This window comes from Rhizobium sp. AC44/96 (genome assembly GCF_001692185.1).
Taxonomy (GTDB): Bacteria; Pseudomonadota; Alphaproteobacteria; order Rhizobiales; family Rhizobiaceae; genus Rhizobium.
The window spans coordinates 923,377-941,822 of the sequence record NZ_LXKO01000001.1 but is presented as its reverse complement, the minus strand read 5'-3'; the positions used below and the strand labels follow the sequence as shown (position 1 = coordinate 941,822).

22 protein-coding genes are annotated in these 18,446 nt (G+C 59.3%); 6 read left to right on the top strand and 16 right to left on the bottom strand.

Annotated features, from left to right (window positions below; genetic code table 11):
- The first annotated feature begins 17 nt into the window (after positions 1-17).
- Positions 18-590, top strand: coding sequence for a YfbR-like 5'-deoxynucleotidase (locus A6U87_RS04545; protein WP_198928670.1), 573 nt, complete (start codon positions 18-20; stop codon positions 588-590).
- Positions 587-1,111, top strand: a complete 525-nt coding sequence (locus A6U87_RS04540; RefSeq protein WP_065689995.1) for a tyrosine phosphatase family protein — start codon at positions 587-589, stop codon at positions 1,109-1,111. Before A6U87_RS04545 ends, A6U87_RS04540 begins: the two co-directional genes overlap by 4 nt.
- A gap of 7 nt (positions 1,112-1,118) precedes the next feature.
- On the opposite strand, the gene A6U87_RS04535 is transcribed toward A6U87_RS04540, so the two are convergent.
- Positions 1,119-1,631, bottom strand: a complete 513-nt coding sequence (locus tag A6U87_RS04535; RefSeq protein WP_065689994.1) for a superoxide dismutase family protein — start codon at positions 1,629-1,631, stop codon at positions 1,119-1,121.
- A 120-nt stretch (positions 1,632-1,751) separates the two neighbouring features.
- Entirely contained in the window at positions 1,752-2,066 is a 315-nt protein-coding gene (locus A6U87_RS04530) for a hypothetical protein (RefSeq protein WP_065689993.1), read from the bottom strand.
- A gap of 416 nt (positions 2,067-2,482) precedes the next feature.
- Here A6U87_RS04530 and A6U87_RS04525 point away from each other — a divergent pair, with 416 nt between their 5' ends.
- The 3 genes from A6U87_RS04525 to A6U87_RS04515 are packed head-to-tail and all read left to right on the top strand — an operon-like array spanning position 2,483 to position 5,887.
- Complete coding sequence (locus tag A6U87_RS04525; RefSeq protein ID WP_083199264.1) at positions 2,483-4,327, top strand: bifunctional diguanylate cyclase/phosphodiesterase; 1,845 nt, start codon at positions 2,483-2,485, stop codon at positions 4,325-4,327.
- 54 nt (positions 4,328-4,381) lie between these two features.
- The gene (locus A6U87_RS04520; protein WP_065690275.1) at positions 4,382-5,026 is read left to right on the top strand and encodes an HD domain-containing protein; all 645 of its coding nucleotides are present in this window, start codon (positions 4,382-4,384) and stop codon (positions 5,024-5,026) included.
- A gap of 9 nt (positions 5,027-5,035) precedes the next feature.
- Positions 5,036-5,887 (top strand): MOSC domain-containing protein, encoded by an 852-nt coding sequence (locus tag A6U87_RS04515; protein ID WP_065689992.1) that lies wholly within the window; start codon positions 5,036-5,038, stop codon positions 5,885-5,887.
- A gap of 10 nt (positions 5,888-5,897) precedes the next feature.
- On the opposite strand, the gene A6U87_RS04510 is transcribed toward A6U87_RS04515, so the two are convergent.
- The 12 genes from A6U87_RS04510 to rpoZ all read right to left on the bottom strand — a co-directional run bounded on the left by A6U87_RS04510 (position 5,898) and on the right by rpoZ (position 16,039).
- Positions 5,898-6,893, bottom strand: coding sequence for an aldo/keto reductase (locus tag A6U87_RS04510; protein ID WP_065689991.1), 996 nt, complete (start codon positions 6,891-6,893; stop codon positions 5,898-5,900).
- Between the two features lie 102 nt (positions 6,894-6,995).
- Positions 6,996-7,757 (bottom strand): DNA repair protein RecO, encoded by a 762-nt coding sequence (recO, locus tag A6U87_RS04505; RefSeq protein WP_065689990.1) that lies wholly within the window; start codon positions 7,755-7,757, stop codon positions 6,996-6,998.
- 67 nt (positions 7,758-7,824) lie between these two features.
- The gene (locus tag A6U87_RS04500) at positions 7,825-8,217 is read right to left on the bottom strand and encodes a response regulator (RefSeq protein ID WP_342587877.1); all 393 of its coding nucleotides are present in this window, start codon (positions 8,215-8,217) and stop codon (positions 7,825-7,827) included.
- Positions 8,218-8,408: 191 nt separating this feature from the next.
- Positions 8,409-9,161 carry a Crp/Fnr family transcriptional regulator gene (locus tag A6U87_RS04495; protein ID WP_065689988.1) on the bottom strand — a complete coding sequence of 251 codons (753 nt, stop codon included), beginning with the start codon at positions 9,159-9,161 and terminating at the stop codon, positions 8,409-8,411.
- A 132-nt stretch (positions 9,162-9,293) separates the two neighbouring features.
- A complete protein-coding gene (era, locus tag A6U87_RS04490) occupies positions 9,294-10,232 on the bottom strand; it encodes a GTPase Era (RefSeq protein WP_065689987.1) in 939 nt (312 codons plus the stop codon).
- Positions 10,233-10,240: 8 nt separating this feature from the next.
- On the bottom strand, positions 10,241-10,960 hold the full coding sequence (gene rnc / locus A6U87_RS04485) for a ribonuclease III (RefSeq protein WP_065689986.1): 720 nt from the start codon (positions 10,958-10,960) through the stop codon (positions 10,241-10,243).
- Complete coding sequence (lepB, locus tag A6U87_RS04480) at positions 10,957-11,700, bottom strand: signal peptidase I (RefSeq protein WP_065689985.1); 744 nt, start codon at positions 11,698-11,700, stop codon at positions 10,957-10,959. The genes rnc and lepB overlap by 4 nt, the downstream gene beginning before the upstream one ends.
- 115 nt (positions 11,701-11,815) lie before the next feature.
- Positions 11,816-12,220 carry a holo-ACP synthase gene (gene acpS / locus A6U87_RS04475; RefSeq protein WP_065689984.1) on the bottom strand — a complete coding sequence of 135 codons (405 nt, stop codon included), beginning with the start codon at positions 12,218-12,220 and terminating at the stop codon, positions 11,816-11,818.
- A complete protein-coding gene (locus tag A6U87_RS04470; protein ID WP_065690274.1) occupies positions 12,217-12,801 on the bottom strand; it encodes a DUF2062 domain-containing protein in 585 nt (194 codons plus the stop codon). The genes acpS and A6U87_RS04470 overlap by 4 nt, the downstream gene beginning before the upstream one ends.
- A gap of 140 nt (positions 12,802-12,941) precedes the next feature.
- On the bottom strand, positions 12,942-13,091 hold the full coding sequence (locus A6U87_RS04465) for a DUF3563 family protein (RefSeq protein WP_065689983.1): 150 nt from the start codon (positions 13,089-13,091) through the stop codon (positions 12,942-12,944).
- A gap of 181 nt (positions 13,092-13,272) precedes the next feature.
- Positions 13,273-15,516, bottom strand: a complete 2,244-nt coding sequence (locus tag A6U87_RS04460) for a bifunctional (p)ppGpp synthetase/guanosine-3',5'-bis(diphosphate) 3'-pyrophosphohydrolase (RefSeq protein WP_065689982.1) — start codon at positions 15,514-15,516, stop codon at positions 13,273-13,275.
- A gap of 118 nt (positions 15,517-15,634) precedes the next feature.
- Positions 15,635-16,039, bottom strand: a complete 405-nt coding sequence (rpoZ, locus tag A6U87_RS04455; protein WP_065689981.1) for a DNA-directed RNA polymerase subunit omega — start codon at positions 16,037-16,039, stop codon at positions 15,635-15,637.
- Between the two features lie 290 nt (positions 16,040-16,329).
- On the opposite strand from rpoZ, the gene A6U87_RS04450 reads away from it, so the two are divergent.
- Positions 16,330-16,911, top strand: coding sequence for an NYN domain-containing protein (locus tag A6U87_RS04450; protein WP_065689980.1), 582 nt, complete (start codon positions 16,330-16,332; stop codon positions 16,909-16,911).
- A 61-nt stretch (positions 16,912-16,972) separates the two neighbouring features.
- On the opposite strand, the gene smpB is transcribed toward A6U87_RS04450, so the two are convergent.
- Positions 16,973-17,452, bottom strand: coding sequence for an SsrA-binding protein SmpB (gene smpB / locus A6U87_RS04445; protein ID WP_065690273.1), 480 nt, complete (start codon positions 17,450-17,452; stop codon positions 16,973-16,975).
- Between the two features lie 102 nt (positions 17,453-17,554).
- Positions 17,555-18,439 carry a 4-hydroxy-tetrahydrodipicolinate synthase gene (gene dapA, locus A6U87_RS04440; RefSeq protein WP_065689979.1) on the bottom strand — a complete coding sequence of 295 codons (885 nt, stop codon included), beginning with the start codon at positions 18,437-18,439 and terminating at the stop codon, positions 17,555-17,557.
- Positions 18,440-18,446: the final 7 nt, after the last annotated feature.

Here is an 18,446-nt window from a genome sequence, read left to right as displayed (position 1 = left end):
CGCGCGCCTGGCAGCGCATGCTTTCGGGGAGACGGCTCGATCTGCTCGACCCGTCGCCGCTCGACGTCGAAGTCGGCGATATCGCCCACGGTCTGGCGCGCGTGGCCCGATGGAACGGCCAGACATCGGGAGACCATGCATTCTCCGTCGCGCAACACAGCCTCGTCGTTGAGTATATTTTCCGGCAGCTGGGCGAAGCCACGCCCGACCAATGCCTGATGGCCTTGCTGCACGACGCTCCGGAATATGTCATCGGAGACATGATCTCGCCCTTCAAATCCGTGGTCGGCGGCGGCTACAAGGTGGTCGAGAAGCGCCTGGAAGCGGCTGTGCATCTGCGCTTCGGACTTCCGCCGCACGCGTCGCGGGAGCTGAAAGACAAGATAAAGAAAGCGGACACGATCGCTGCCTATTTCGAGGCGACCGAGCTCGCCGGGTTCAGTGCGGCGGAAGGGCAGAAGTTCTTCGGTCAACCGCGCGGCATTACCAAGGAGATGCTGCTGATCACCCCCCTGCCCGCGACCGAGGCCCAGCGTCTGTTCTGCGAGCGGTTCGACGCAATCGACGCCATGCGGACCAGCAAGCCATGACCACGATCGTCGTGGCACCGCTGGCTCGCATCGCCGAGATGGCCGTAAGGCATCGTTCTCGCGAGATGATCAGCCTGATGGCGAAGGAGCAGGCATTCCACCGCCCCGCAGTCATCCGGGCTGAACGTCACCTGCTGCTCCACATGAACGACATCGCCTTCAAGGGAACGGGTAACCTCGTGGCACCCGATGAAACTCATGTTGGCAAGATCGTCGACTTCGCCCGGAGCTGGGATCAGGGTGCGCCACTGCTGATCCATTGCTGGATGGGCGTTTCCCGATCGCCTGCAGCCGCGCTGATCAGTGCACTTGCGGTGGAGCCGGATCAGGACGACGAGGTGCTTGCCCGCCGGCTTCGGGCTGTGTCTCCCTATGCGACCCCCAACGCACGATTGATTGAATTCGCTGACGACATCCTCGGGCGCAACGGCAGGCTTGTTGCAGCCGTGCGCTCCATTGGACGCGGTGCGGATGCCAACGGCAACGCGCCCTTCACCCTGCCGTTGACGGATCGCGCCTAAGCCGTCGTCACTTTATCACCCCGCATGACAGCCTCTCCCCCGCGCCGCCGGCCGGCTGGCTGCGGTAGTCGTCCGAATTGGCATGGATCATCAGGGCACGCCCGCGGATCCCGTCTTTCTTTCCGTCGAGAGAGACCATGCTATTGAAGACCTGAGCCCTCAGCACGCCATCCTGTCCTACATACTGATTGGGCATGTCACCGGCATGAGGGCCGCTCGCGGCCAGCAGGCCATGTTCGGCTGAAGCAGGATTGAAGTGCTTGCCCGCGGATTCGTGATGTGTCGCCGCATCGCACTTGCCGGTTTCGTGCACATGAAAGGCAACCCACTTGTTCGCGGGAAGACCCGAGACTTCGACCTCGATCAGGACGCCACCGCCTGCCGCTGCGGTCAGCGATGCCCGCCCATCTTCCTTACCGTCCTTGCCGACGAAATTTGCGATGGCGGTCTGTCGGTCCTGGGCAGCCGCGACACCGGCCACTGCGATGGCAGCGATAGCAATGCAGGATAGCATTTTCATGTGAGCGCCCTCCTTCCCCTTTGCTCTTCAAACGCTTGAGAGCCGAACGCGTTCCCGGGAAGGCTGCAAAGAAAAAGCCGGCCAATCGGCCGGCTTTGGTAACGAACAGGTCGCGTCCAATCAGGATGCAATATCCAGATCGTACTGGCCGTAGGTATTCTGATAGACACTGTTCGTCGTGTCGTCGGTATCCTGCGAAAAGAAATCCACGCTACCAACCGACCGGCTCCCCATCATGAAAGACAGGACGCCATTGGAGAGCTTGGGCGACACTTCCTGCGAGACATCGCTTTCGCTCAACTGCTTTAGAATTCCGGGCTTCTCATCTGCCGCGCGCTCGCTACGGCTCAACATGCCGTCGCCATTTGTGTCCAGTCTCGAGAGAGTTGCGAGATACGCATAGGACGTATCGGCAACTGATGAAACACGGCTCATACAAACCTCCGTCCACCGGCTAACCGGTGATGTTTGTACGCAATACGAAAAAAGAAAAATCACTACAGAACGGCGGATAAACTGATTTGCGCAGCACGTCAATAAGTTGTTAACGGCTCATTAATCATCATTGACAAACTGTTGCATTTTGCACCGCACCCCTCGCCGGCAAGGTCGAATGCTTTTGTTTTCATTGATTTTTCACGACAGCGCGACCGACCCCGAAATATAGCCACGCGATATATTTGCGGCGATGCAACCGAATGTTAATTCCGTCATGGGAGTGTCACCGTCTATTGCTTCCGCAGCCTTTTACTATGGAATGTTAAGTCAGTCGTTTTGGAAGTTTCAGGATTTTCCTTGCATGCCTGCCACGCCGCGTCGAGATCGCATACTGCATCGGAAGGCTCGCCGAGATGCCTGAGAGCGCATCCGCGAAATCCGCGGTGAACTTCGATCCAAGGCCGTCAGAGGCATTCGCGGAGTTCGGCGCAGCCGCTCCCATCGAGCTGGACGATTGGCGTTACTCCTCGCTTCTGAACAACGACACGCTGAAAGCCGCGCTTCTTTCCATCCACAATGACCTCGACCAGCAACGACGGCTCTTTGACGTCGTCCTGACCAATCTTCCGCTTGGTCTCAGCGTCTTCGACGCCGAACAGAAGCTGATCGTTGCCAACCCACGTTTCAGGCAACTGTTCGGCTTCGGCGAAGACGAAGCTGCCCCCGGAACGCCGATCAGCTCTCTGATCGCACGAATTCGAGGCGCAGAGACACCCGGTGCGCAAGCGAGCGCCAAACACCGGGACATCATCTCCGACGGCGGGCGTATTCGTCGCCGCGAATGGACGATGAATGACGGGCGTATCATCCAAAGCGTCGTGACGATCCTGTCCGACGGCAGCAATATTTCGATCCACGCCGATATCACAGACGAACGGAAAGCAGCCGAGCGGATCGCTTATCTCGCCCATCATGACCCGCTCACCGGATTGCCCAACCGCATCAGTTTTCGTGAGAAGATCGATGCCGCGCTCGCATCGCGGCAGCCGGACGAACAGATTGCTCTCGTCCATCTCAATCTCGACCGGTTCAAATCCGTCAACAACACGATGGGCGTTTCAGCCGGCGACAAAATCCTCCGGCAGGTCGCCGAGCGGCTCCGGCTTTCGGCCGGCGCCGCCAATACGCTCGCTCGCCTGGGGTCCGATGAGTTTGCGATCCTCCAATGCGGTCGCCAGCAGCCGTGGAACGTCACGGCGCTCGCCGAACAGATCCGGCGCGAGCTCTCAGAACCATTCTTCCGCGGGGACAAGGCTGTCGAGCTCAGCGTCTCGATGGGTGTCGCGATCAGCCCCGAGGACGGGACGGATACCGACGTTCTCCTGAAGCACGCGGGCGTTGCGCTCGCTCATGCCAAGGCTGATGGCCCGCAGGGAGAGCGCTTCTTCACGGCGGAAATGGAGGCCAAGCTCAATGCACGGCATGCGCTTGAAGGCGACCTGCGAAAGGCAGTCCAGAACGAGGAGTTCGAGCTTCACTACCAGCCGCTCTACGATCTCACTGCGCAACGCATCTGCGGGTTTGAGGCACTGATCCGCTGGAATCACCCGACGCGGGGCCGCGTGCCTCCCATGGAGTTCATTCCACTGGCAGAGGAAGTCGGCCTCGTCGTCGATATCGGACGCTGGGTTCTGAAGCGCGCGTGCCTCGACGCGACACGGTGGCCGGAAGACATCAAGGTGGCGGTCAACGTCTCGCCGATCCAGTTCACCAACAGCGATCTGCCCGGTGATATCAGAGATGCGCTGGATACCTCCGGACTCCCGGCTGCGCGACTGGAAGTCGAGATTACCGAGAGCGTGCTCATGGAAAACCGGGCTGTGGCCCTGCCGATCCTGCACGCCATCAAGCAGTACGGCATCCGGATCGCGATGGACGACTTCGGCACCGGCTATTCGTCGCTGAGCTATCTCAGCAGCTTTCCGTTCGACAAGATCAAGATCGACAAGTCGTTCGTCACCGGCATCGTCGAAAATCGAGAGGCGTTTGCCATCATGCGCGCCATCATCCTGCTTGGCAGCGCGCTCGGAATGCGCGTCACGGTCGAGGGCGTCGAGACCGCCGAACAGCTGGCGCTTCTGGAGCGCGAAGCCTGCAACGAGATTCAGGGATACCACATCAGCGCGCCACGCCCCGCCGCAGACGTTCCCCATCTGCTCGAACAGACGTTCGGAAAGACCGCCGCGCCCCGCTCCTGATTGCGACTCGCGGTCCCGGGCTCTAAGGAGAAGGACACGACTCCGGAGCCCATGATGTTCGACGCCAAAGCCTTCTCTCCGTTCGAGACGCTCGCCTCTCAGCTGGTGCCTTATTCGCACGAGGGCGATGACGGTTCCCACGACCTCGCGCACATTCTGCGCGTCTTCAAAAATGCAATGCGGATACAAGCCAGCGAAGGCGGAGATGCAAAGATTCTTGTCGCCGCCGTCCTGCTGCATGATTGCGTTGCCGTGGAGAAAAGCTCACCGCTTCGGGCCCAGGCTTCGGCCCTCGCCGCGGAAAAGGCCGCGGGTGTGCTGGCCGACCTCGGCTGGAGCCCCGGCGACATCGAAGCTGTTTCCCATGCCATCGTGACGCACAGCTTTTCGGCAAACATTCAGCCGGAAACCCTCGAGGCCAGGATCCTGCAGGATGCGGACAGGCTCGATGCGATCGGCATGGTGGGCGCCGCGCGATGCTTCTACATTGCCGGCCGCATGTCCTCCTCGCTATATGATCCATTCGATCCTTCCGGCAGCGATCGACCGCTTGACGATCGTCGCTACGCCATCGACCATTTCCAGACCAAGCTTTTCAAGCTGGCGGATGGTTTCAAGACGAACGCCGGTCGGGCATTGGCCGGTGAACGGGACAAGAGGCTCCGCGATTTTCTCGTAGCCTTCATGGACGAAATCTAGGAGCAGCGAATGCGCGTCAGCAACCTCTTTATCTACCCGCTCAAGAGCGGCCGAGGCATTGCCCTACCCTCAACGGCGATCGATGCCTTCGGCCTGCCGGGAGATCGGCGCGCGATGATCACAGCCCCAGACGGGCATTTCATCACGCAGCGTGAATTGCCGGCGCTCGCTCAAATCGAGACGAGACCGGAGGCGTCTGTTTTCCGGTTGCTGATGGACGGGCAGGAAATTGCCGTGCCGCCTCCCGAGGCCGGAAAGCGGATGGACGTCTCGATCTGGAAAACGATCGTCAACGCGGCGGTGGCTGATGATACGACGAACGAGACGCTTTCGGGCTGGCTCGGTCGCGAAGTGAGGCTCGTTTTCTTCGATCGGGATGCCAAGCGTACGGCGAGCGCCGAATGGGCCGGTGACGGCACACCGGTGACCTTCGCCGACGGCTATCAGATCCTGGTGACAACGACCGGGTCACTGAAGGCGTTGAACGCCGATCTGGAAGCGCATGGCGAAGGAAGCGTCGGCATGGATCGCTTTCGCCCGAACATCGTGATCGACACTGATGAAGCATGGCCTGAGGATCGCTGGGCCGCCATCGAAATCGCCGGTATCCGCTTCGACCTCGTGAAGCCGTGCGCGCGTTGTATCATGACCACCCAAGACCAGATAACAGGGTCGCGCGAGGTTCCGAACCCGATGCCCGCCATGGGTCGGATCCGGATGTCGGCGGACCGGCGCGTCCCCGGCCCGCTGTTTGGTTGGAACGTCACGCCGCGAGCATCAGGGCATGTCAGCTGCGGCGATCAGGTGACGGTGATCGAGGAGAGACCAGAGGGTTGGGCCTTCAAGACCCGCCGGGCATAGCCCTGCGGCGTCAGGCCCGCCCAAGCACCTCGTTGATCTCGCGCATCACCTCATTGGGCAAGGCGCCCTTGTCCAATGCGCCGGCGTTTTCCTCGACCTGTGCGACCGTGCGAAAACCCGGGATCGGAAACGTCCGGGACGACCGCGCCCACAGCCACGCCAACGCGCCTTGCGTCAACGTCCTGCCGCCCGACATCAGCAGATCGCGCACAGCATCCAGGCGCGCGGCAAACTCGGGCGCAATGCGGCCATCCTTGAAATAGACCATCCACTCCAGGCTCGCGCCGCGCACATCCTTCGGGCCCACAGCCGTATCTGCGGCAAATTTGCCGCTCAGCAGCCCCATGGCCAGGGGACCACGATTGATCGACAGCAGCCCATGTCGCTCGATGACCGAGACAATCTCGTCCGCCGGCTCGAAGACGTTCATCGTGTGCTGCACAGAGACGAAACCGGGGCGCTGGGCATGTCGGGCGGCACGATCAGCGTAGTCGGTGCTCCAGCCGAAAGCGTCGATCTTGCCTGTTTCCCGCAGGAGGCCCAACGTTTCGAAAACCTCGTCGGATTGCGCCAACGGAAAATCGTTCAGGTGAAACTGCAGGAGATCGATGCGCTCGCGTCTCAGCCGTCGCAGCGATGTTTCCACGGATTGGCGGATGAATGCGGGATCCGCAAATGCGCCGGTCGCCTGCTTGGTCGCCTCATCGGTGGCAAAGCCGAACTTGGTGGCGATGATGATGTCATCCCGATTGCCGATCGCACGACCGACAATCTCTTCGGAATGCCCTGCCCCGTAGTTCGACGCCGTGTCGAAAAAACTGATGCCGAGCGCCACGGCGCGGTCGATCGCCGCAATCGACTCATTGTCGTCGACGTCACCCCATCCGAGCGGCGTATCGCCAGCGTAAAAAGGACCGCCGATCGCCCAGCAGCCCATGCCCAGCCTCGGTATGTCGCGCCCGTTCCAGAGCTTGATCGTAGTGTCCAAATCCGGCTTCGTCAGCATCGCCTATCTCCTCCGCGAAATTCCTGTCGCAGATAAGTGGGCCGGCCACACCGGTAAAGGCCTGGAAATTGCAGGATGTTTTGCAGCCGTGAAAAACAGCGGTCAGGCAGACAGATCGCCAGCCGCTCGTGCAGGCTCCTTCAGAGCCTTCAACGCCGCCTGAACGAAGCCTTCGCGCGCGGCGCCCACCTCCATCCCGCGAGGTTCATAGACATGGCGGTGGAGAAAGAAGCCAGTCAGCCTGAACGCTTCGGCCAGGCTTTCCAAATCGGCTGCGCGGCTTTGCTCGACGCTGAGAAACGGCGGCAAGGCAAACATCTTGTCGGCCCATGGGGCGCCGGCACTGCGGCTGACTGCTCTCCCCGACTTCGGCGAGACATAGGCAAGATCGGATCGGGCGCCCGTTGCCGCACATTCGGCAAGGTCCAGACCGAAGCCGAGATCGTTCAGGACGGCCAGTTCGAAACGCACAAACAGTTCGCCAGCATCGACCGGGTTATGGAGATTCTCGAGAATGACCTCCAACGCCTCGAACAGATGCGGGTGCGGATCCCGTTCGGGCAGAAGGCGCAGAAGCGCACCCATTGCCTGGACACCGTAAACGGCGGTCGCGGTTTCCATCAGCCGCGCTGCACGCAATGTCAAAGGTTCGATGCGGAACTCGCCGAGGTGCTCGTCAAGGCGCGCACGCCACGTCGCATCCACTTCATTGCCGGGCTGCAGGACGGGCTGCATCGCTCGCGAGCGGCCGGAACGCACCATGCCGAGATGGCGCCCGCGCTCGCGCGTCATCACCTCGACGATGACGCTTGTCTCGCCGTGGCGTTTGACACCAAGAATGATCGCTCGATCCTGCCACTGCATCGAAAACTGAACCTCAAGCCCGCGATTCCATTCTAGCGGAACGGGGCCGGTCTGTCATGAAATGGGCTCAGATCTCGGGCAGGAAAAACCGCTGGAGAAATGTGCGCATCCCGGTCTCGTCGAAGGGCTTCACCAGCAACGGCATGTCCCTGAGGTCTTCAGGAAAATCTTCCGTGTCGGAATAGCCGCTGACAAAGCCGAAGGGAATATTGGCGCCGGCGAGATAGCGGGCGAAATCAAAGCTCATGACTTCGCCGAGATTGACGTCCAGCAGCGCAAAATCATAGCGCTCGGCCCTGACAGCTTCCATCGCCGGGTCAAGGCTGCTGAAAATGCTGACAGTCTCCACGCCAACGGTCCGAAGAATATCCTCGGCTTCCATTGCAATGATCAGGCTGTCTTCCAGAAGCAGAACACGACCCGCCTTCATGGTGCATAGGTCCTTGGGTGAGCGCCACATGTGTTGCGCATCCTGTCTTTGGCCCACTTATTCAATCCTGACGCCCCATCTCATTGGCCGGACAGCACATGCCATCCCTGCTTGCATAGCTGTTTTTTCCGTCCCGGTCGATAAGGAGGAAATCGGCAGAACGATGAGGATAGGTCTAGAGCCGAAAAATTGCATTTAAATATGACATACCGGCGGGTGCTTTACAGGAAGGGCCGGTGTCTTTCGTCCAATCCTTCCCAGCCCGCGACCTCAGCCAGCGCATCGCCGTCCAGCACTTCGCAGGTGCGCTCCTGCCAGCGGATCAATCCCTGTTTCGCGAGCTTTTTCAATGTCTTGTTGGTATGAACTATGGAAAGACCGAGTGTATCGGCAACGTGTTGCTGCGTAATGGGTATCGCATTGTGGCCATTGAACAATTTCAATTGCCTCGCCCGCTGAAACAAAAAAGCAATCAGATAGGCGGATCGCTCGATTGCGGTGCGGCGGCCTATGCTGAGGAGATGCTCGTCGAGCATTCGCTCCTCTTGCGCGGCCATCCAGGTAATGTCGAACGCCAACGACGGATGGTTGCCGTAAAGCGTCATCAGCTTGTCGCGCTCGAACACGCAGAGCGAGATCGGCGACAGAGCCTCTACGGAATGTTGCATCTCGCCCATGATCGTCCCCTGAAGGCCGATCAGATCGCCGGGCATCACGTAGTTCAGGATCTGGCGACGTCCATCTTCAAGCGCCTTGTAGCGAAACCCCCAGCCTGAGAGGACGGTATAGAGATGCGCGCTATGGGCACCCTCCACCAGGATCGTGGCACCGGCATCCGCGGCCAGTTCACCCGTCTTGAACTTCGCGACGAACTCGATCTCTTCACGGGTGAATTCCCTGAAATGCGACAGAGCGCGCAACGGACAGCGCTCACAGGGTGTCTTAAACGAATGAGTAGGTTTTATTGTCGCCATGCCTATCAGGTGCCCCGAGACGGCGCCCCAACAAGGCAGCGCCGCTCTCTTAAACACGCGGCGCAGCACTTCGTTCCACAGGTCCCTCAACAACCAAGGGATTGCAGCGGCGGGCAGGCACCCGCCAGTCTGTCAGTGCGGGAAATCCAGACCCATTTCGCGGAACCGCTCGGGGTCGTCGCCCCAGTTCTCGCGGACCTTGACGAACAGGAACAGATGGACCGGCTGCTCGAGAATTTCGGAAAGCTCCCGGCGTGAGGCGGAAGAAATAGCCTTGATCGTCTCGCCGCCCTTGCCGAGCGCGATCTTCTTCTGGCTATCGCGCTCGACGTAGATCACCTGCTCGATGCGAACCGAGCCATCCTTGCGCTCTTCCCACTTTTCCGTCTCGACATGCGAGGAATAGGGCAGCTCCTGATGCAGGCGAAGGAACAGCTTTTCGCGGGTGATTTCCGCTGCCAGCTGGCGCATGGGCAGATCGGAGATCTGATCTTCGGGGTAGTACCAGGGACCTTCTGGCAGGGTCCTTGCCAGATAGTCCATCACGTCATCGCAACCGGAGCCATTCTCGGCCGAGATCATGAACGTCTGATCGAATGCGATCTTCTCGTTAGCGGCGGAGGCAAGCGCAAGAAGATCCTCGCGCCGGACGCGATCGATCTTGTTGAGAACCAGGATCTTGCGCTGCGGAACGTCCTTGAGACCTTCGAGGATCGCTTCGGCATCGCCGCGAAGCCCGCGTTCGCTGTCGATGAGCAGCATGATAACGTCGGCATCCTTGGCACCGCCCCAGGCGGATGTCACCATTGCGCGGTCAAGGCGGCGGCGCGGCTTGAAGATACCGGGTGTATCCATGAAGACGATCTGGGCATTGTCATGGATGGCAATGCCGCGAACGACGGCGCGCGTGGTCTGCACCTTGTGGCTGACGATCGACACCTTGGCGCCGACCAGGCGATTAAGCAGCGTCGATTTACCGGCGTTCGTCGGCCCGATCAGGGCGACGAAGCCGGAATGCGTCGGGCCAGCTGGTTCTGCGGCGCTATCCGCGATATCGTGTTCTTCGGTCATTGTCCCTGTCAATTTCCGGCAGCTGATTTCTGCCAAATTCCTTCGCGTTCAAGCATCTTCGTGGCGGCCACCTGTTCGGCGGCACGCTTGGAGCGCTCGACACCTGTTTCCGGCTTCACGCCGGCAACTTCGACGGTCACCGTAAAGCGCGGATCATGATCCGGTCCGGTGCGTTCTTCAACCCGGTAGTTTGGCGTCACGCCGAATTTGGCGTGCGACCATTCCTGCAATTCCGTCTTGGCGTCGCGGCGGGCGCCATCGGCCCGAACGGCGCGCTTTTCCCAGTATTTCAGGATGAAACGCCGCGCCACCTCAAGGCCACCGTCGAGATAGACGGCTGCAATCAGACTTTCGACCACGTCGGCGCGCACATTCATCATCCGCTTGCCGGTGAGCTTCTTCACATCGGCGCCGGTGCGGATGAACAGATGAAGCCCGAGCTCGTCGGCAACCTCAGCACACATCTCGGCGCTGACAAGCTGGTTCAGGCGGACAGACAGTTCGCCTTCCGCCGCCGCTCCGAAGGTGCGGAAAAGCAATTCGGCGACACAGAGCCCAAGCACCCTGTCGCCGAGAAATTCCAAGCGTTCGTAGTTGGCACCTTTTTGAGTACGGGCACTGGCATGCGTCAGTGCCCGATCAAGGCGCTCCTTCTGGGCGAACTCGTGACCGATAAGCGCTTCCAGCCTCGTTCGGTCCGCCGTCGAGAGCGTCTGCGCCTTGCTCATTCAACGCCCTTAAACAGGCGGTCCCAACGCATGTTGGCTGGCCACTTCCAGATTTCACGGAAGGACGTGTCGTTGCCGAGCGAGAAGAAGATGACGCTGGCGCGGCCGACAAGATTTTCCGCCGGAACGAAACCGACGTCGAAGCGGCTGTCGAGCGAGTTGTCACGGTTGTCGCCCATCATGAAGTAATGACCTTCGGGGACGATGAACTCGCGGGTGTTGTCACCACGAGAAACCGGCGACTGGTCGAGCGTGTCGTAGCTGACGCCATTGTCGAGCGTTTCGCGGAACACCGGCACGTCCTGGCCAGGATCCTGCGCGTAGTCCGAATTGAACGTACCGTCCGGCACCTTCGGAACAGGCTTGCCGTTCACATAGAGCACGCCTTCCGTCACCTGAATGTGATCGCCCGGCAGGCCGACCAGACGCTTGATATAGTCAATCTCAGGATTCGGCGGGAAGCGGAACACGACGATGTCACCGCGCTTGGGTTCGCTGGCGAAGATGCGTCCGCTGAACAGGTTCGGAGAGAACGGCAGCGAGTACTTCGAATAGCCGTAAGCGAACTTGTTGACGAAGATGTAGTCGCCGACAAGCAATGTCGGCATCATCGAGCCGGAAGGGATAGTGAACGGCTGAAAGAACACCGTGCGGATCACCATGGCCAAAATCAACGCCTGAACGATGACCTTGATGTTTTCCCAGAGGGCATTCGGCTTGGTTTCAACTTTTTCGGACACGCAGTTTTGTTCCTTCAGGGCACCTTCACAGGCGCAACTTTTATTTGGTTCTCTGTAGCGGCTTCGACCGATTGCGGCAATGGCGCGAACATTAAAAGCGACGACTGGTCGCTGATCACGCGCTCACCGGCAGGGCCTCTATGATGACGAAAGCCTGAGCAAGGGGATAATCATCCGTAATTGTCAAATGAATGGCGGCGCGATGCCCCTGCGGCAACATGGCCTGCAGGATCTCCCCTGCCCCGCCGGTCAGGACCATCGTCGGCTTGCCGCTCGGCAAATTGACAACGCCCATATCCTTCCAGAAGACACCTTGTGCGATGCCCGTGCCCAGCGCCTTGGAGCAGGCCTCCTTGGCGGCGAAGCGCTTGGCATAGGAAGCGGCGCGATTGGCACGCCGATCGGATTTCGCGCGCTCAATCTCGGTGAAGCACCGGTTGGTGAAGCGCTCGCCAAATCGCTCGATGGATTTCTCGACACGGCGGATGTCAATGAGGTCGCTGCCGATACCGATGATCATACGGTTTCCTGAACGGGTTCTGCCATTCGCAGGCGAGCGCGCTCAAGCAGGCGCGTGCGGCGGCGGCTCTGAAACCCTTTGACGGTGTAGAAGGTCGCGAAATAGATGACGACAGACGACAGAAGTGCGGGGGGAATAGAGCCAACGAGCATTGGCTCGAGAACAGGCCGCCAGAGCTCGGTGAAATGGAGCTCGTGGAACAGGGCAGCAAGGTCGACCGATTGGCCGTTCATAGTGTCCTTGCGGCTCAACAGCAGATGGCCGATTTCCCAGGTCGTCCCCCAGATGAAGGGATAGGTCAGCGGGTTTCCAAAGGCCGCGCAACCAAGTGCCGCGGCCACCATGTTTCCTGCGAACAGATAGCTAAGGATGAACGCCATCACAAAGTGGACGCCAATGAACGGTGTCCAGGAGACGAATATTCCGGCCGCCACGCCCATGGCAACAGCATGCGGCGAGGCTCTCAGCCTCAATACACGCATTACAAGATATCGCGCTGGCCGCATAAAACCCTTGCGCGGCCACAGCAGCTCACGCAACTTTTCACGAAATCCAGCAGGTCTTCGACGTCGGAACAACATGGCGCGTATGTAGTGCAAGGCGCACGGGCATGACAAGAGCGTCAAACCACCTCAGTCATTATTTGATTAGCGCCGACTGAGTATTCACCAGGGCGCGGCATGAGATGCGCCCCTTACATTCTTCAAGTATAGACCCGATATTAGCGGGTACGGAACAGACCACGGTCAACCTGACGCTGGCGATATTCCAGATCAATACGGTCAAACGAGCCGTTCAGATATGCCAATTCGCGGTCTTCAGCGCTCGGAGCGCGCAGGGCACGGGCGAACTTCTTGATCGGTGTAAACATTTGCTTGCCTCATCTTCGTTTCATTTTCCGATGACCAGAAGATAGGCGCTGTCGACCGCGATTACCAACGCTGTAAGTCAAAGTCAGCCATGCGTCATGCGCATGGCTAGCCTCTTATCTGTACGTTTTCGGTCTTAAAACGATCACAAAATGTGCAAGGGCACCGAAACCACCCTATTCCCTACTCGTAGAGACGTCGGACGGTCGCAACGCACTCGAGGTCGGCAAGCTGCGCAAGCAATTGATTCAGCTGGCGAAGATCCCAAACTTCGACATCCAGCGTCATTTCCGTGAAGTCGGCCGCAACACGGATCGTGTTCAGGACGCGAATGTTCACATCAACGCCGGCAACCGTCTGCGCGAGTTTGGCAAGCGTGCCGGGCTCGTTCAGCGCATTGATCATGACGCGCGCCATGAAGCGCGACTTATTCGCCTCGTCCAGATCCCAACGCACATCGATCCAGCGATCCGGCTGTTCATCGAAACGCTGCAGAATCGGCGACTGGATCGGGTAGATCGTGATGGCCTTCGCGTCTTCCGTGGTGTTCATGATCCCGACGATACGGTCGCCAGGCACGGCGCCGGTCGGCGCGAACTGCACGTCGACATTGCTGGAGATACCGCGGATCGGAACCGAGTCGGCGTCGATTGCTGCTTCCAGCGCCGTCACCCCCTCGCCTGCCTTCGCCTTGCCGGGGATCTTGAAAATCATGCCGGACGCGCTGCGGACGTTGAACCAGCCATCATCGCCGGTCGGCTTTGCCGTCACGCGCTCTTCCTGATGATCGGGATAAACCGCGCGCAGGACATCAAGGGAGGACATTTCGCCACGCCCGACGGCTGCGATGGCATCCTCGACATCCTTCTGGCCGAGACGGTGGAGCGCAGGCTTCATCGCCTCACGCGAGAATATCTTGCCGGCGCGGTCAAACGTACGCTCGAGAATGCGGTGGCCAAGTCCCGCATACTGCTTGCGGATCGCCATGCGCGTGGCGCGCCGGATGGCAGCGCGCGCCTTGCCTGTTACAACGATCTCCTCCCAGGCGGCGGGCGGCACCTGCACGCCGGAACGGATGATCTCGACCTCGTCGCCATTCGCAAGGCGGGTGACCAGCGGCATGATGCGACCGTTGATCTTGGCGCCGACGGTCGTATCGCCGATGTTCGTGTGAACGGCGTAGGCGAAATCGATCGGCGTGGCGCCGCGCGGCAGAGCAATCAGCTTACCTTTCGGCGTGAAGCAGAAAACCTGATCCTGGAAAAGCTCGAGCTTGGTGTGCTCCAGAAACTCTTCCGGGCTATCGCCTTCCGCCAGTGCTTCGATGGTGTGCCGCAGCCAGGAATAGGCATTGGATTCACGCGAGAGGATATCGCCGTCGGCGTTCGATGCGCCATCCTTGTAAAGCGTATGCGCGGCAATGCCGAATTCGGCGATCTCATGCATGCGCTTGGTGCGGATCTGCAGCTCGATACGCTGGCTGGACGGGCCGACGATAGTGGTATGCAGCGATCGGTAGTCGTTCTGCTTCGGCGTGGAGATGTAGTCCTTGAACCGCCCGGGCACCACGCGCCAGCGGGTGTGAACGATTCCGAGCGCCCGATAGCAGGCAGGAATATCATCGACGATGATCCGGAAGCCGTAGACGTCCGAGAGCTGTTCGAAGGACAGCGACTTCGACTGCATCTTGCGGAACACCGAGTAGGCCTTTTTCTGGCGCCCCTTCACATAGGCATTCGTCAAGCCGCTGGCGACGAGGAGATCCCGCAACTCGGTCTCAATCTTCTTCACCAGTCCTTCGTTACGCCGAGACAGCTCCTCGAGCCGTTTCGTGACCGTTTCGTAGGCCTCGGGATTGATATGGCGGAAAGAGAGATCTTCCAGCTCCTCGCGCATATCCTGCATACCCATGCGACCGGCCAGCGGCGCGTAGATATCCATCGTCTCTTCGGAAATGCGGGCACGTTTTTCCGGCGACATATGGTCAAGCGTGCGCATGTTGTGCAGGCGATCCGCCAGCTTCACCAGGAGCACGCGAACGTCGTCGGAAATGGCAAGCAGCAGCTTGCGCAGGTTTTCGGCCTGCTTGGCCTTCTTGGTGACGAGATCGAGCTTCTTGATCTTCGTCAGACCTTCGACGAGACGACCGATGTCCTCGCCGAACAATTCGTCGATCTCGGCGCGCGTCGCGGTCGTGTCCTCGATCGTGTCGTGCAGCAGCGCAACAGCGATCGTCGACTCGTCGAGATGCATGTCGGTGAGAATGGCGGCGACTTCGAGCGGGTGGGAAATATAGGGATCGCCGCTGGCGCGCTTCTGCTGGCCATGCTTCTGCATGGCGTAGACATAGGCTTTGTTCAGCAGAGCTTCGTTGGCATCGGGCTTATATTTCTGAACCCGCTCCACGAGCTCGTACTGCCGCATCATCCCGAAGCCACTCCATCACAAAAGAAAAGCGCGCCAATCATGGATTGGCGCACATGACAATCAATCATATGCCGAAGCATTATTGAAGCAAGATTGACGATTGGTAATCGTCGCTCTCTTAGTAATCGTCGCTCTTTTCTGGCGGCACAAGACCTTCGATACCAGCCAGAAGCTCTTCTTCCGACATCTGGTCAAAAGTAACCGTCTCAGGCAGATCGTCCTGCTCTTCGCCTTCGACAGCAGCCGCGGCGTTTGCAGCGATGAGGCTTGCCGGATCGGGCTCGGGCTCATCGACTTCTACGTGCTTCTGCAGCGAGTGGATCAGATCTTCCTTCAGATCGTCGGGCGACAGCATTTCGTCGGCGATCTCGCGAAGAGCCACGACGGGGTTCTTGTCATTGTCGCGATCGATGGTGATCGACGCGCCCTGGGAAATCAGCCGTGCGCGGTGGCTGGCGAGCAGAACCAGCTCGAAGCGGTTCTCAACTTTGTCGATGCAGTCTTCAACGGTGACACGGGCCATTGCCTGTCCTTTGCGGTCGTGATCTCGGGATTGAGGATCGCGATACAATTAAAAGCGGGCGAATTCAAGTTTTTCGTGAAAATCCCTTTGCCGCCTCATAAAGCTTCCATTTTGAAAGAGAATGCTGAATTTCCACCAATAGTTGCTTGGAATATCCCGATTCGTGCCCTAAATCTTTCTTATATGAATAGTTCGTAAATTAAGAATTGTTCTGGTCTTCCACATAACCCATTGCTTTTATGGGATTTTTAAGAAGACATTTTCGATTGCTCAAAGTGGATTGGTACGCGATGTTTGACCCACGCGAAAAAATTGCTCTTTTCATCGATGGCGCCAATCTATACGCCGCTTCAAAGAGTTTGGGCTTCGATATCGACTATCGGAAACTGTTGAAAGCATTTCAGAAGCGCGGTTATCTGCTCCGTGCCTACTATTACACAGCCCTTATCGAAGATCAGGAATACTCATCCATTCGCCCGCTGATCGACTGGCTCGACTACAACGGCTACAAGGTCGTGACGAAGCCTGCCAAGGAATTCACGGACTCCATGGGCCGCCGCAAGATCAAGGGCAACATGGATATCGAGCTTGCGATCGACGCCATGGAGCAATCCGAGACCGTCGACCATCTGGTGATCTTTTCCGGCGACGGCGATTTTACGACGCTTGTCGAAGCGCTGCAGCGCCGGGGCCGCAAGGTCTCCATCATCTCGACGATGGCAACACAGCCGCCAATGATCGCCGACGATCTGCGGCGCCAGGCCGACCACTTCATCGATCTGCTGTCGCTGAAAAGCGAAATCGGCCGCGACCCGTCCGAACGGCCGCCGCGCGTCGCCGAAACCACCGCATCCAGCGATTTCGAAGCCTGAAAATAAAGGTGGGATGGATTGGTGAGACCCGAGTGGCGACGATCGCCTTCGGGTCGCCTTCTTAACCGTTGTCCTTGAGCAATCTGCTCTTCTGGCGATTCCAATCGCGCTCTTTTTCCGACTCGCGCTTGTCGTGAAGCTTCTTGCCCTTGGCGAGGGCGAGCTCCATTTTCGCACGACCGCGATCGTTGAAGTAGATCTTCAGCGGAACGAGCGTCATGCCTTCGCGATTGATACCGGCGCGGAGACGATTGATCTCCCGGCTTGACAGCAACAACTTGCGGCGGCGACGCGGCTCATGGTTGAAGCGGTTGGCCTGCAGGTATTCCGGCAGGTAGGAGTTGATCAGCCAGATTTCGCCGCCTTCGTCGGAGGCGTAGGATTCCGCGATATTGGCCTTGCCCTCGCGCAGCGACTTGACCTCAGTGCCCATGAGCACGAGCCCGGCCTCGTAGGTGTCGATGATCTCGTAGTTGAAGCGCGCCTTGCGGTTTTCGGCCACGATCTTATTGACGACGCGCTGGCTGCCTTTGGGGGCCATGACAAAATCCAATTGCTCAGGGGGCGCGACAACCGCGCCCACGCTTCTCGCTTTAATATCTAAGGGTGCGGCTCCGTGTTGTGAAGACCGCGATCGGCTTGATCAGTTCAGCAGACCGGCGTGGCGCATCGCCGCGTCGATTGCCGATTCCGTGCCGGGCTCGAGCGTCGACATCAGCGGCGATCGCACGTTGCGGCTCATCCGCCCAAGCTTGGACAGGCCATATTTGGCGCCACAGAGACCTGGCTCCATGAAAATCGCCTTGTGCAGCGGCATCAGGCGGTCCTGATACTCGAGCGCCTTGGCATAATCGCCGGCGAGCGTTGCCGCCTGGAACTCCGCACAGAGGCGCGGTGCGACATTGGCCGTGACCGAAATACAGCCGACGCCACCATGGGCGTTGAAGCCGAGAGCGGTCGCATCTTCACCCGACAGCTGCCGGAAGGCGTTACCACAGGTGAGGCGCTGCTCGGAGACGCGCTCGATCTTGCCCGTCGCATCCTTGACGCCGACGATGTTCGAGTGTGCCTTGGCAAGCGCCCCCATCGTCTCAGGCGTCATGTCGACAACCGAACGGCCGGGGATGTTGTAGATATAGATCGGCAGCTTGATGCTATCTGCGATAGCCGAAAAGTGCGCAAACAAGCCTTTCTGCGTCGGCTTGTTGTAGTAGGGCGTAACGACCAGAACGGCTGCCGCGCCCGCCTTTTCAGCATGCTGGGCGAGTTCGATCGCTTCGCGGGTGTTGTTCGATCCGGCGCCGGCCATCACGGGAACGCGATTTGCGGCGGCCTCGATGCAAAGTTCCACCACCCGTTTGTGCTCCGCATGCGACAGCGTCGGCGATTCACCAGTCGTCCCGACGGGAACGAGACCGCTGCTGCCTTCCTTGATCTGCCATTCGACATGCGCGACGAACGAAGCTTCGTCCACTTGTCCGGCATCAGTGAAGGGTGTGACGAGTGCGGGAATGGATCCCTGGAACATGCAGAAC